This window comes from Ferrimonas aestuarii (genome assembly GCF_005116665.1).
Taxonomy (GTDB): Bacteria; Pseudomonadota; Gammaproteobacteria; order Enterobacterales; family Shewanellaceae; genus Ferrimonas; species Ferrimonas aestuarii.
This window is the reverse complement of the sequence record NZ_SWCJ01000025.1, coordinates 21,484-35,375: the sequence shown is the minus strand read 5'-3', so window position 1 is coordinate 35,375 and position 13,892 is coordinate 21,484. Positions and strand designations below refer to the sequence as shown.

Genomic DNA, 13,892 nt, shown 5'->3' with positions numbered 1-13,892 from the left:
TGTCAGAGCGCTATGTTGGCAATGGAGTGCCCCAGCGTCCTCTTATCATCCCCTTTGTGGCTAAGGTCCATCCGGATTTAACGTCACTCCGAATAAGATTAATCGTCTCACATTCCAAAATGTGATTCAGATTAATCTTACTCATTTTCAAATCGATCAACTTCACACTTTTAGCGCTGTGCCCGTACCAGTTCAAGCAAAGCTTGCAGTGGATGGCGAAGCTGACGGTGTTGCATCCGTTTTACCTGAGAGCGGCAAGAGTACCCCGACGCCAGCACTTCCACGCCAGAGCTTTCAATCAATGGCTGCCAGCTGGTTTGATATAGCGCTTTGCTCATCTCCAGATTGCCCTGCTCATGACCAAAGGTACCGGCCATGCCACAGCAGCCGCTGGCTTTGTATTCCAACGTGGCGCCGAAATGATTAAACAGACTTTGCCATTCGGCCACGGCGCCAGGGCGTAAGCTATTTTCGGTACAGTGGCTCATCAAGCGATAAACTCGCTCCCCAGAGCTCGCTTTGGGCCAGCGATTGAGTTGTGAGGCCAAAAACTCATTGAGCAACAGCACCTCAAACTGACCACGATTGTCTCCCAGTACCTGCTGATACTCATCTCGATAGGTCAGCACTAACGCCGGATCAACCCCAACGAGATTAACCCCATATTGCCCAATGCGATTGAGTTTGGCCGCCGCCTTAGCCGCGGTTAGAGTAAAGCGATCCAAAAAACCTTTGATGTGCTGCGGCTTGCCGTTTGGCAAAAACGGCAACACTCGGACTCGATAGCCCAACGCGTCCACCAGTTGCGCCGCTTGGCTCAGCACTTCGGCGTTGTAATAACTGGTGAATGGGTCCTGCACCAATACCACCGTATTGGCACATTGGTCAGGGGTCAGTTGACTAAGCTCAGCCTCATCCAGCCACCAGCTTGATGGCAGCGTCTGCGCCAAAGTGGGATAAGAAAGGCTCGGCGTGTCCACATAACCAAAACAGCGTTTGGCCAGATAACTCGACACCCCATTTTGGGTAATGGCATTCACCAGCCTTGGCGCTTTGGCCATCCAGCCCAGTGCCGATTCAATGCCAGCAACCAGATGATCCTTAGCCGGGCGCAAATAGCGCTTGTGATAGGCGTAGAGAAACTCAGCACGGAAGGTTGGCACATCCACCTTAACTGGGCAGCCCCCAGAGCAGGCCTTACACGCCAAACAGGTTTGCATGGCGCCATAGAGTTCGGTAGAGAAATCCTGCTGTTTGTGACTCGATAAGGTGGCTTGAATTCTCTCCTTTAACGACGCCATCGGCAGGTCTTTAAGGTTGTTGGTGTCCACCCCTTGATTGGCAAGCAGCCTGAGCCACTCGCGCATCAAGGTGGCTCGACCTTTCGGCGACCACACCCGATTGCCACTGACCTTATAGGAGGGGCACATGGCACTGTTGGTATCGTAGTTAAAGCACAGACCATTGCCGTTACAGCTGATCACCTTATCAAACTGCGCTCGAGTGTTAACTGGGATCTGGCGATCCAACCAGCCCCGCTTTTGCGCTTGAATCGGCATCAGCTTGGCATCGGACTCCAGCGGAGTGCAGATCTTACCTGGATTGAGTTTATTGTTGGGATCAAAGGCACCCTTGACTCGGCGTAGCTCATCGAATAGCTCACCGAACACCTCTGGGCCATATTCAGAGCGCACGCCGCGGCCATGCTCGCCCCACATCAAACCGCCATATTTGAGGGTGAGTGCCGCCACCTCATCGGAGAGATCATGCAACAGGGCTTCATCGGCCTCATCGCACATGTCCAGCGCAGGGCGCACATGCAGCACTCCAGCATCCACATGGCCAAACATGCCGTATTTAAGCTCACGTTTATCCAGCAAGGCACGAAACTCGACAATGAAATCCGCCAGCTTCTCAGGTGGTACCGCCGTATCCTCAGCAAAGGGCAGCGGCTTACGTGGCCCTTTGGCGTTACCCAGCAGCCCCACCGCCTTTTTACGCATCTGATAAACCCGAGCGATGCTGGCGCCGTCCTCACAAAGCCGGTAGCCAAGCACGCCATGGCCGCCCTGCTCAAGGCGCTCTATCAGCGCCTTGGCTTTGGCCTGCACCTCATCGGTCTCGCCGGCAAACTCCACCATGTTGATGCCGGCCATCGCCTCATCAAAGGCATTGGGCACCAGCTCTCCAACGGAGTGCCAGATGACATCCTCTTTGGCCAGCCCAAGCACGGTGGAATCGATGGTCTCCACCACGGTGGCATTGGCCTCAACCAAAATGGGGGCGTGACGCAGCGCCGAGTCAAAGCTGTCATAGCTGATATTGACCAGTTGACGTTGGTTCGGAATTGGGGTCAGATCCAGCCGTGCCGACACCAAGGTGGCCAAGGTGCCCTCACTGCCACAAAGTACTCGGGTCAGATCCAGAATATCGGTTTCAGGATCATAGGCGTGTTTAAGATCGTAACCGGTCAAAAATCGGTTCAGTTCGGGGAAGGTATCGCAGATCTGCTGCTGCTTAGACTGACAGATCTCAAGCACCGCATCCGCCAACTGCTTAGCTCGGCCACAAAGCTGGCTACGAGCGGCCTCATCCCAAGGGCCAGTGGTCAATACCGTGCCGTCGTCCAGCACACAGGTGATCCCCAGAACGTGATCTGAGGTTTTGCCATACACCAACGAGCCGGCACCGGAGGCATCGGTGCTTATCATACCGCCAACGGTGGCGCGATTCGAGGTAGAAAGATCCGGTGAGAAGAACAATTCATACGGACGCAGGGCATCGTTCAGGGCATCTTTAACCACCCCAACCTCAACCTCAACCTGACGATTGGCGCTGTCCACTTGACCGATGCCGGTAAAGTAACGACTGGTATCGATGATGATGCCAAAGTTAAGGCTCTGGCCATTGGTACCGGTGCCACCGCCTCGAGGAGCAAACTGGATCTGGCGATGCTCGGCCGCTTTGGCCAGCTGCATCACTAGCTGCAGATCCTGCTGATGTTTGGGGAATACCACCGCCTGAGGCATAAATTGATAGACGCTGTTGTCCACCGCCATCGCCAGACGACCGCTATAGCTGGCGTCGATGTCGCCGTGAAAACCCTGTTGCTTGAGCTGCGCTAAGTAGCTGCTGTAAGACGCATCTAATCCTTGCGTCGTTATAAGTGCTGGGATCATCTAACACCCTGTCCCTGATTTATTATCCTTGCATCATATAAAAAAAGGGCCGCTTTCGCAGCGGCCCTTGGGATTATCTTCAAATTGACTGAGGTTATCAGCCCGACAATTTACTTCTTAGGCAGGGTTTTGCCCAGATACAGCCAGGTTTCAATCACGGTGTCTGGGTTCAGAGATACCGAATCGATGCCCTCTTCTGCCAGCCATGCGGCGAAATCTTCGTGGTCGGATGGACCCTGACCACAGATACCAACGTACTTGCCGCGAGCCTTAGCCGCTTGAATCGCCATGGACAGCAGCTTCTTAACCGCTGGGTCACGCTCGTCGAACAGGTGGCTGATGATGCCAGAGTCACGGTCCAGACCCAGACCCAACTGAGTCATGTCGTTAGAGCCGATGGAGAAGCCATCGAAGTGATCCAAGAACTGATCCGCCAGCAGGGCGTTGGAAGGCAGCTCGCACATCATCTGTACTTTCAGGCCGTCTTCGCCACGCTTCAGGCCGTTTTTACCCAGCTCGGCAATCACACCTTCCGCTTCGCCCAAAGTACGAACGAATGGAATCATGATTTCGACGTTGGTCAGGCCCATCTCACCGCGAACTCGCTTAATGGCTTCACACTCAAGGGCGAAGCAATCACGGAAGCTGTCATCGATGTAACGGGACGCACCGCGGAAGCCCAACATTGGGTTCTCTTCTTCCGGCTCGTAGCGCTCACCACCCACCAAGTTGGCGTATTCGTTAGACTTAAAGTCAGACAGACGTACGATAACGCGCTGTGGGTATACAGAAGCGGCAATGGAAGCCACACCTTCAGCCAGACGAGCAATGTAGAACTCAACTGGGTTGGCGTAACCGGCCATCATCTCGTCGATCTCCGCCTTCACGTCGGCATCTTGATCGTCGTAATTCAGCAACGCTTTAGGGTGCACACCAATCATGCGGTTGATAATGAACTCAAGGCGAGCCAAGCCGATGCCGGCATTCGGCAGACGGCCGAAGTCAAAGGCACGATCCGGGTTACCCACGTTCATCATGATCTTCATCGGCAGTTCAGGCAGGTCATCAACGCGAGACGAAGTTACAGAGAACTCAAGCTTGCCTTCGTAGATGTAACCGGTGTCACCTTCGGCACAGGAAACTGTTACTTCCTGACCATTGCTGATCTTAGCGGTAGCATCGCCACAACCAACGACGGCTGGAATGCCCAGTTCACGAGCGATAATCGCCGCGTGACAGGTACGACCGCCACGGTTGGTAACAATGGCGCTGGCACGCTTCATGATTGGTTCCCAATCTGGGTCAGTCATGTCGGTAACCAGTACATCACCTGGCTGGATCTTGTCCATGTCTTCGATGGAATCCAGTACTTTCGCAGTACCTGCACCCACCTTGTGACCAATGGCGCGGCCTTCACAAACCACGTCGCTCTTACCCTCTAGGGTGAAGCGCTCCATTACCTGAGCGTCTTCGTTAGAGCGTACGGTTTCAGGGCGAGCCTGTACGATGTACAGCTTGCCGTCGATGCCATCTTTAGCCCACTCGATGTCCATTGGACGGCCGTAGTGCTGCTCAATGATCACCGCTTGCTTGGCCAGTTCCAGTACCTCTTCATCGGTAACGGAGAACTGCTTTTGCAGATCGGCGTCCACATCAACAATCTCAACCTGCTTACCGTGAGACTCATCGGCAGAGTAGATCATCTGAACCAGCTTAGAGCCTAGGTTGCGACGCAGAACCGCCTTGTGACCCGATTTCAAAGTTGGCTTGTGAACGTAAAATTCATCAGGGTTAACCGCACCCTGTACCACCATCTCACCCAGACCATAGGCGGAGGTCACAAATACCACGTCTTCGTGGCCGGACTCGGTGTCGATGGAGAACATCACACCGGAGGAAGCTTTGTCGGAGCGCACCATACGCTGGATGCCTGCAGACAAAGCCACACCACGATGGTCGTAACCTTGGTGCACACGGTAAGAGATGGCGCGGTCATTAAATAGGGAAGCAAATACGTGCTTGATGGCAACCATCACAGCATCGATGCCGCGCACGTTCAGGAAGGTTTCCTGCTGGCCCGCGAAGGACGCGTCTGGCATATCTTCTGCGGTCGCAGAGGAGCGCACAGCGAAGGAAGCATCTTCGGTGCCACCTTGGTTCAGTTCGCCATAAGCCTGGTTGATGGCTTCTTCGAGAGCTGGTTGAAATGGGGTGTCGATGATCCACTGGCGGATTTCAGCGCCCGCTTTGGCCAGAGCATTTACATCATCTACATCTAGGGTATCCAGAACGGTATGGATCTTCTCGTTGAGTCCACTTTGCTCCAAAAACTCATCATAGGCTTCTGCGGTGGTCGCGAAGCCACCTGGGACCTGAACACCGGCATTAGCCAGGTTGCTGATCATTTCGCCTAAAGAAGCATTTTTTCCGCCAACTCGGTTGACGTCGTTCATGCCAAGTTCTTGGTACCAGAGTACGTATTGGGTCACTGTTCTGTCCTCACAACCTCAGATTATTTTTATCACTCTTTGCTAAGAGAGTGCGGGCATCATACACTGCGCCAAACAAGCGTAAAAGACTCATTTTCTTCTGTAATTTTATTACTACAAGAGGCCATTATGACCCGCAAAGTGTTCTACATTTCCGACGGTACAGCGATCACTGCAGAGATCTTCGGGCATGCTGTTTTGTCCCAATTTCCCGTTGATTTTGAACAAAAAACGTACCCTTTCATCGAAACCTTGGCCAAAGCAGAAGAAGTTCGAAATCTAATCAATGATAGTTTTATAACAACGGGTGAACGGCCACTTATCTTTCATTCCATTGTTAATCCAGAAATTCGCGCCATTATCTACTCCTCGGAAGGCTTAGATTACGACTTCCTTAACACCTTCGTTGCCCCCCTTGAGCAGCAGCTAGGGATCAAAGCCGAGCCAAAAGCGCACCGAACCCACAGCATCGCCAACGATTCCTACAATGCGCGTATCGATGCGATTCACTATGCCATGGACAACGACGATGGCGTTACCATGAAAAATCTAGAGGAAGCCGACGTTATCTTGATTGGGGTGTCTCGTTGCGGCAAAACCCCATCGAGCCTCTACCTATCTATGCAGTTTGGCATCAAGGCCGCCAACTACCCCTTCATCGCCGAAGATATGGAAGACCTGAAACTGCCCCCAGAGTTAAAGCGCTATAAGAAGAAGCTGTTTGGCCTCACCATCAACCCACAGCGATTACAGGAGATTCGACAGTCTCGTCTGGCCGATTCCAAATACGCTTCACCTCGTCAATGCCGCATGGAGGTCAAAGAAGTAGAGATGTTGTTCAAACGAGAGCGCATCCCCTTCATCAACACCACCAACAGTTCGGTTGAAGAGATCGCCACTAAGATTCTGTCCAAAACTGGACTGGAACGGAGTATGTTTTAGGCTCTGTCGACCATCCGGTTAACCGCGATGAAACAACAAGGGCGTCACACTGGGTGACGCCCTTTGCATCTTTAAACGCCGTTAACTCAGTGTTTGTGCTCTGGATAGTAGCCTTTGAGTCCTGAAATCGCCGCCATCAACTCCGCCGCATACTTGCCATCGGCATTCTGTTTGGCTTTCATCGCCGCCAAAATCACCCCATGATGCTTTTGAAGCCGAGTTGCATAATCCTTCTGTGATGGCTTAACCCTCTGAGTTAAAAAGTAATCGCTAATGGTTTCAATTACTTTTTGTGCATGGGACTCTTTGTTCATCACCCAGCGCACCATCTGATTTTGCGACTGGGCGTCACTCTTGCCCGCCAGTTCCGCCATCATGGTGGTCGCCTTCTCCACCGTGGCTGCATCTTCCAGCATCTGCTGTACCCGAGCATGATCATCATAGATGCCACAGGGCACCTGACAGTGCGCCCATGCCCAACTCGGAACCAACAGTGCCGCCAACAAAATCCAATACTTCATCTTTGCATCCTTTTTCCAGTTGCTTTCCCTCATTGAAGCTAGCGGCTATTGGCAAAGGTGCAAATTTGATTGCCATCACCCATGAATCAAATTATCGGAATTACCGAATATTTAACAGACAAATACCATAAAATATTTTCATAATAACAATTGATTGATAAATAAATAATTCTTATCATAATCATCAGTGAGTAAATGATTCAATTAGCTGAAATATAAGGAGATCATTATGTCAGCTTTACCAAACCCAACCAAAGTTCAAGTGAAAAAACCCGGCCGCGTTATCGGCCTAGGCCTCACCACCTTTGTTGGCGTTGTCTTTGCGTTTTCATCGTTTTACACCATTGATGAAGGCCACGTAGGGATTGTGAAGCGCTTCGGTGAAGCGCAGCAGCAAGTGAACCCCGGGCTGCACTTCAAGGTGCCAATGGCGGATACCGTTGAGAAACTTGAGATTCGAACCCGTAAAAACGTCGAGGTACTCAAAGCCGCCACGCACGAACAGATGCCTGTTGATATTGACGTGTCAATTAACTGGACCGTGGTGCGCTCAGAAGCCTTTGAGCTTTACCGGAACTACGGCGGCTTGGAACAGTTTGAGAACCGCATTCTGGATCCAAGGCTGCGCTCCGCCGCCAAAGACGCCATCGCTCGCTATAAAGCGGAAGAGATTGTGCAAAACCGTGGACAGGTGATTGGCAAAATCGAAGAGATTGTGGTGCAGACCATGAGTGAATTCCCAGTGAAGTTGGACAGCGTTCAGATTGAAAACCTGGGCCTACCGGCGAAGTATCTGCAAAGCATCGAAACTAAGCAGACTGAGAAAAACCTCGCCGCCGCTGAAAAACACCGTTTGGAGCGTCAGAAGCTGGAAGCGCAACGGGAGGTAAACACCGCCGAGGCCAAACGTGATGCTGAGAAAGCTCGTGCAGACGGTAACGCCTACGCCATCATCACCGAAGCTCAGGCGGAATCTGAAGCGATTCGCATTAAAGGTCTGGCTGAAGCGGAAGCGATGAAGAAAAAGGCCGAAGCGATCAGCAAAAGTCCGCTGCTGGTGGAATACGTTCGAGCCCAAAGCTGGGATGGCAAGATGCCTTCTACCATGATGGGCGCCGACCAAAACGTGTTGTGGAACCTGCAAGCCCAAAAGCAGTAATTCACTGGGCTTTTACCCTAGCCCCTGTTCTCAGGGGCCAAGGGTAGCCAATAGCGAAATTCGCTCTCAAAAATAAACTTTTATCCTTTTACATCAATAGTTTTTAGGTAATATTGTCGCCTTTCTCAAGTAGAGAATTAAGACTCATAAGAGGTTTCATGAGCCACAATAGCCAAGTAAAGGCCAACATCGAGCAGATCAAAGCCGATGTGGAAGCCGCCACCTCCCAAGATCATCTGATGAATGTCATCGACTCCGTTCAACATCATACTGGGCCACTGGATTACAACGACCAGTTACCCACCGCGCTCATGTGGGTGTTGTTCGCCATTACGGCCGTGGGGATGATGATGAACTACATGATCGGGGGCAATTACAGCGCGATAGGCGCGGTCATGTACAACGCCATGCACTACTCCGCCATTTGGGTGCCCGGTGGCATTGCGTTCCTGGTGAGCCAAAAGTTCAGTAAACAGGGCAAGTTACCCATGCTGAAGCCGCCTCTGGATCGCCCTTGGGTTGTACCAGCAATGATTGGTGTTGCAGTGGGGTTACTGGCGTTTGTTCCCATGTGGTTCCAAGGCTACTGGTTCCTCGTGGCTAACCTAACGATCATGATCACCAATCAGGGGCAGTTTTACTATCCCCTTGAAATTACGGCTGTGACCCTGATATTGGCCGCGCTACTCTATTACTGGCTACGTAAACGCAAATACTGGCGTAATCCAGTGTCTGACCGCATCCACATGCGTGATATTTTGCTCAACAACAATTTGACCGAACAGAAGGTCAAACCTGAGAGTAAAGCCCGTGAACTGGAATCTAAATTCCGTGAGTTTGACCGAGGCAATCACCGCCGGGAGATTCAGGCGATGTATTCAGGCGAGTATCAAGGGGAGGTGCATCAGTTTGCGTTTCAGTTGTACCACTTCCACTACGTGGATAAACGCACGGAAACCTATCAGGATTCCGAGGGCAATACCAAAACCCGAACTCGCTATGATCACTTCGATCGTTACGGTGTGCTACTGAACTTCCCGTTTGCGAAGTCGGTCTCTTTAGATAGCGATCCGAGAATCAGCTTCCCAGGGAAAAAGTACACCACTGCATCCAACGCTTTTAACCGGATGTTTAAAGTGCGTACCCGAGATGAGATGCAAGCCGCAAGGCTGCTTAGCCCAGCGGTGGTGGAAGCCCTAAGTGAGTTTGGAGATGACTTTACGCGCCCAGTGATTGAGATTATCGGCAACAGCGACACTTGCATCGCCTTTGAAGACAAAGACCTGCTTAGCCTGCGCCGTCGTTTTGGATTAGATAAGCCCGATGCCTTTAAAGAGGAGATTGCCGGCCACGCCAAACTGGAGAAACTCGACGCACTGCTGGCAACCATCCATAACCTAATGCGTCTATCTGACAATAATTTTGCTTAACCGAGAGCCTCACACCAATTCCATTGGTATCCAAGGCCTCAATACCTAACAAAAGAGAAACTGATATGAGTGAACCAACCCTAATCATCTTCGCCGTCATCGCGGTAATCGTGATTGCCGTCATCTTGATGTACAACGGCATCGTTGGCCGCTATAACGCCGTCGACCGTGCCTGGGCATCGGTGCTGACCCAAGAGCGCCAGAAAAACAAAATCATTCCTCATGTTGAGAAGATGGTTGAGCAGTACAAACTTCATGAAGCCTCTGTGCTGACCGAGGTCACCAAGCTGCGTAACGCCATCAGCGAACTGGGCGACAGCCAAGTGGATGCCAGCAAACTGGTCGCCACTGAGAAGCACACCGCCAGCTTGCTGCAAGGGCTGCGCGTGGCCGTGGAAGCCTACCCTGATCTAAAAGCCTCTGACACCTACCTTAAGGTAATGGCAGAGATCTCTGAGCAACAGGAGCAAGTGGGCGCCGCTATCCGCATCTTTAACCGCAATGTGGAAGAGTTCAACAACGGCATTCAGATGTTCCCAAGCTCCATCGTCAACGCCATGTTCAACAAGAAACAGCCTATCAAAGCTTTCAGCGACGCTGAGGCTCAAGCTGGCTTTGACTACAAGCCAAACCTGTAAATTGGCACAGATAATCTTGTAACTGAACGTTCAAAACACAACGGATAGGGCGGCGGCCGTCGCCCTATCGCTCATCTTCCGTTATAATCCCGCTAATTAGTTGCAAAACGAAGAGCGATGCTCTTCCTGTTGTAGGCACACATGACATTTAAAACCGATGAACTACGCACTTCACTGTTGTGTAAAGTGATTTCGCCTGTAGAACTGGCCGAAGAGTTCCCACTCTCCGATGACGCTGCCGAATCCCTACTTAGTGCTCGACGTCAGGTCGAGGCGATTCTCAATGGACAAGACTCTCGCCTGTTGGTGGTGATCGGCCCCTGCTCCATCCACGATGCCGATGCCGCATTAGATTACGCCAGTAAACTGGCGGTATTGCAGCAGGAGTTGGCTGAAGATCTGATGATTGTAATGCGAGTCTACTTTGAAAAGCCTCGCACCACCGTTGGCTGGAAAGGCCTGATCTCCGACCCAGATCTTGATGGCAGCTTCGAAGCCAACAAGGGCCTGCGTCTAGCCCGTAAGCTGTTGGTTGACATCAGCGAGCTGAAACTGCCTATCGCCACCGAGTTTCTCGACATGGTGAACGGCCAGTACATTGCCGACCTCATCACTTGGGGCGCCATTGGTGCCCGCACCACGGAGAGCCAGGTTCACCGAGAGATGGCCTCAGCGCTTTCCTGCCCTGTGGGCTTTAAAAATGGTACCGACGGCTCGATTCAGATCGCCATCGATGCCGTGCGTGCGGCTCGAGTGCCCCACATCTTCTACTCTCCAGACAAATCTGGACAGATGTCGGTTTATCGTACCCACGGTAACCCCTTCGGCCATCTGATTCTCCGTGGGGGCAAACAGCCAAATTACGAAGCCCATTTTGTTCAGGACGCGTCCAACAAACTCAGCGATGCCGGAGTGTGTCCTCGACTGGTGGTGGATTTTTCCCATGGCAACAGCCAGAAAAACCACAAACGCCAACTGGACGTGGCTGCGGATGTGATGGAGCAGCTCACTCAGGCCCATGGGCCAATGATTGCTGGCGTTATGGCAGAGAGCTTTATCAAAGAGGGCAACCAAAAAGTGGTTGCGGGTCAACCACTAGAGTACGGTCAGAGCATTACCGATGCCTGTCTTCACTGGCACGACAGCGAGCAACTGCTTCGCGACCTCGCCGCCGCCAGCCGCGCTCGCCGTATCAAACAGACCAACGGCTAATCTCCTTTAAAATTCAAAGGGACAGTTTGTCTGTCCCTTTGAATTTGTCCCAAGATTGCATAAAGTAGAGCCTACTAATCTAGTCTAGGCTCAGCCCGACTTGGCTCATAACAAGGATAACAACGCCATGGCGCTTGCAACACACACCATTCTCATCGCCGACGATCACCCTCTGTTTCGTCAAGCGCTCAAACAATCCCTATCTCATGGAATGGAGGCGATTCAGTGGCTGGAAGCCGACAGCGCCGATGCCATTGAGCAGCAACTGCAAAAGCACCCAGATCTAGACCTGATTCTACTGGACCTCCAAATGCCAGGCAGCCATGGCTACTCCACCCTGATTCACCTTCGTAGCCACTACCCTGCCACTCCAGTCGTGGTGATCTCCGCCCATGAAGACGGCCAAACCATTGCTAAAGCGGCCCATTACGGTGCCCAAGGCTTTCTGCCTAAGTCGGCCCAGCCACAGCAACTGATCAGTGCCCTTACCCAAGTGCTTGAAGGGGAATTGTGTTTTCCTGATTCGCTCACCGACCAAAACAGTGCTGCAGACCACGCAGACATCGGCCACAAGCTGGCGGAGCTCACACCACAGCAATATCGAGTATTGCAGATGTTTGCCGAGGGCTTGCTCAACAAGCAAATTGCCTACGATCTTGGGGTCTCAGAAGCCACCATCAAAGCCCATGCAACCGCCATCTTCAAAAAGTTAGGGGTACGCAATCGAACCCAAGCGGTTATCGCACTTTCCAGTTTGGATATCGATTCGAGGCCGTTGTAATACACAGTAAACGAAAGACTTGGTCATCATTACTGGCTTAAACCGGTTCCAACTTCATTGCGAGACTGATTGTTAAGGCCACTAGCAATCAGTCTTGTGCCTTGATTGCTCTCTTCTCTTCATCGCACTAGGTAGATCGCAGATCTCAATCAGGTAGATACTTATTGAATTGGCATAACTTCCTAATTATTCAAAGAATTCAGTCAATTCGGTGTTTTATCATCGCCCTTAAGTTTCAACTTTTTATGACACCACCACCTTAACGAGCTTATTTCAATAGCTACTTACCGCTACCCATGTCAGAACAACTAAAAACCAGATCGGTATCACCCTTTACCAGTTAAGGCCTAACTCTCGGAAAAGCGATTGATTTAGATCAAAGATTAACGGCAGCTCAACCCATAAATTAAATTTCGATAAACAAGAGAAATAAAAATAAAGTTCAGAATTTGGGAATGTGATTTTTAATTTCTCACATGCTAACCAACAAATGAGAACCTAAATAATGAAGGTAAGTCTATTACCGGCATCGGCTCTGCTTATGCTTTTAACATGGAATGTGTCTGCCGAATCTGATTTTGCATATAAAAAGCAAATAGATCGACATCCGGAAGCTCTAGAGATTATTGAAGCTCGAGAGATGAAGCTTCTGCTCGATCCAAATAAAGTCGGTTACTCTCCAGAAATTGGTTTACACAAAATATGGGATAAAGTTAAAGCATTTGCTGAAAGCAATAATTTAACCATTCAAGAGAAGCCTTATAACTTCGATGGTTTGACCTATTCTACCAAAGTATATTACGACACCGTAGACAAACAACTCGCCAAACAAGGATATTTGGTTCGTATTACCACCAAATATCTGCAGGGCCAACCTGCGTCATCCGCTCTAACCGTGAAGTACCTCGACCGAAACCATCCTGAGCGGGTATTTGGTGCAATGCTGGATGAGGAGGACGCCGCATTAGAGGAGAACGTGGGTCCGGCTCACAATTATCAACTAGATACCTATCTCGAAAAATCCCTGAAAGTCGACGCTGACCCTAGCAGCCTCCCCAGCACCTTTGGCGAGTTTGCTGAGCTGGCGCCACTACTCAGTGAACTCAGCATTGCTCACGATATAGAGCTAATCGGAACCGGCGTTTATAGCATCCGCATGAAGCCGGGTTATGTTGTTCTGCCCGGGCTGCCTTTCCCATCCGGGATATCCATGGAAGCCTGGCTACCTATCGACTCCGGTGAGCAAGCGCTCATTTATGACTTCTCTTTTGGTTACCCTACTGGAGATTACTACGATATGGAGTCGACTCATATTGCCGCAGAGTCATTTATGCAAAAGCTCTATCAGCACGTCGATACGACTTTAGGCCTAAAAGACAACCCTAAATGGCGAGGTTCAAAAGCGAGCTTTTTAAGAAATTCAGGTTTAGAAATACCTCCATTTAAAAATTTAAAAGCATCAGACTTACGATTTTATAAAGCACCCAAACCATTACCTGACGGTACGGTTGCTTTTAATGACGATCCATCCTAACTGCAGT

At 51.0% G+C, this 13,892-nt stretch carries 10 protein-coding genes; 7 read left to right on the top strand and 3 right to left on the bottom strand.

The genetic code is table 11. The annotated features are described in order from the left end of the window. Positions 1 to 170 precede the first annotated feature (170 nt). Together ydiJ and ppsA are read right to left on the bottom strand one after the other, a co-directional pair. A complete protein-coding gene (gene ydiJ / locus FCL42_RS20195; protein WP_136865242.1) occupies positions 171 to 3,179 on the bottom strand; it encodes a D-2-hydroxyglutarate dehydrogenase YdiJ in 3,009 nt (1,002 codons plus the stop codon). A gap of 110 nt (positions 3,180 to 3,289) precedes the next feature. Beyond that, on the bottom strand, positions 3,290 to 5,668 hold the full coding sequence (gene ppsA, locus FCL42_RS20190; protein ID WP_136865241.1) for a phosphoenolpyruvate synthase: 2,379 nt from the start codon (positions 5,666 to 5,668) through the stop codon (positions 3,290 to 3,292). A 129-nt stretch (positions 5,669 to 5,797) separates the two neighbouring features. Between ppsA and ppsR the strand changes: the two genes are divergently transcribed. Beyond that, positions 5,798 to 6,610: a posphoenolpyruvate synthetase regulatory kinase/phosphorylase PpsR gene (gene ppsR / locus FCL42_RS20185; RefSeq protein WP_136865240.1), complete on the top strand. Its 813-nt coding sequence runs from the start codon at positions 5,798 to 5,800 to the stop codon at positions 6,608 to 6,610. Between the two features lie 86 nt (positions 6,611 to 6,696). Here ppsR and FCL42_RS20180 read toward each other — a convergent pair whose 3' ends face one another. Then, positions 6,697 to 7,131: a superoxide dismutase, Ni gene (locus tag FCL42_RS20180; protein ID WP_136865239.1), complete on the bottom strand. Its 435-nt coding sequence runs from the start codon at positions 7,129 to 7,131 to the stop codon at positions 6,697 to 6,699. A gap of 229 nt (positions 7,132 to 7,360) precedes the next feature. Between FCL42_RS20180 and FCL42_RS20175 the strand changes: the two genes are divergently transcribed. The 6 genes from FCL42_RS20175 to FCL42_RS20150 all read left to right on the top strand — a co-directional run bounded on the left by FCL42_RS20175 (position 7,361) and on the right by FCL42_RS20150 (position 13,885). Further along, positions 7,361 to 8,290, top strand: a complete 930-nt coding sequence (locus FCL42_RS20175) for an SPFH domain-containing protein (RefSeq protein ID WP_136865238.1) — start codon at positions 7,361 to 7,363, stop codon at positions 8,288 to 8,290. A gap of 158 nt (positions 8,291 to 8,448) precedes the next feature. Continuing rightward, positions 8,449 to 9,720: a DUF3137 domain-containing protein gene (locus tag FCL42_RS20170; RefSeq protein ID WP_136865237.1), complete on the top strand. Its 1,272-nt coding sequence runs from the start codon at positions 8,449 to 8,451 to the stop codon at positions 9,718 to 9,720. Between the two features lie 65 nt (positions 9,721 to 9,785). Beyond that, positions 9,786 to 10,358: a LemA family protein gene (locus tag FCL42_RS20165; RefSeq protein ID WP_136865236.1), complete on the top strand. Its 573-nt coding sequence runs from the start codon at positions 9,786 to 9,788 to the stop codon at positions 10,356 to 10,358. A 141-nt stretch (positions 10,359 to 10,499) separates the two neighbouring features. Then, positions 10,500 to 11,570: a 3-deoxy-7-phosphoheptulonate synthase gene (locus FCL42_RS20160; protein ID WP_136865235.1), complete on the top strand. Its 1,071-nt coding sequence runs from the start codon at positions 10,500 to 10,502 to the stop codon at positions 11,568 to 11,570. Positions 11,571 to 11,697: 127 nt separating this feature from the next. Then, positions 11,698 to 12,351, top strand: coding sequence for a response regulator (locus FCL42_RS20155; protein ID WP_136865234.1), 654 nt, complete (start codon positions 11,698 to 11,700; stop codon positions 12,349 to 12,351). Between the two features lie 505 nt (positions 12,352 to 12,856). After that, a complete protein-coding gene (locus FCL42_RS20150; protein ID WP_136865233.1) occupies positions 12,857 to 13,885 on the top strand; it encodes a hypothetical protein in 1,029 nt (342 codons plus the stop codon). Positions 13,886 to 13,892: the final 7 nt, after the last annotated feature.

Coding starts and splice junctions, on each gene's coding strand:
- ydiJ (WP_136865242.1), bottom strand. CDS start 3,179: ATGATCCCAGCACTTATAACGACGCAAGGATTAGATGCGTCTTACAGC.
- ppsR (WP_136865240.1), top strand. CDS start 5,798: ATGACCCGCAAAGTGTTCTACATTTCCGACGGTACAGCGATCACTGCA.
- FCL42_RS20180 (WP_136865239.1), bottom strand. CDS start 7,131: ATGAAGTATTGGATTTTGTTGGCGGCACTGTTGGTTCCGAGTTGGGCA.
- FCL42_RS20175 (WP_136865238.1), top strand. CDS start 7,361: ATGTCAGCTTTACCAAACCCAACCAAAGTTCAAGTGAAAAAACCCGGC.
- FCL42_RS20170 (WP_136865237.1), top strand. CDS start 8,449: ATGAGCCACAATAGCCAAGTAAAGGCCAACATCGAGCAGATCAAAGCC.
- FCL42_RS20165 (WP_136865236.1), top strand. CDS start 9,786: ATGAGTGAACCAACCCTAATCATCTTCGCCGTCATCGCGGTAATCGTG.
- FCL42_RS20160 (WP_136865235.1), top strand. CDS start 10,500: ATGACATTTAAAACCGATGAACTACGCACTTCACTGTTGTGTAAAGTG.
- FCL42_RS20155 (WP_136865234.1), top strand. CDS start 11,698: ATGGCGCTTGCAACACACACCATTCTCATCGCCGACGATCACCCTCTG.
- FCL42_RS20150 (WP_136865233.1), top strand. CDS start 12,857: ATGAAGGTAAGTCTATTACCGGCATCGGCTCTGCTTATGCTTTTAACA.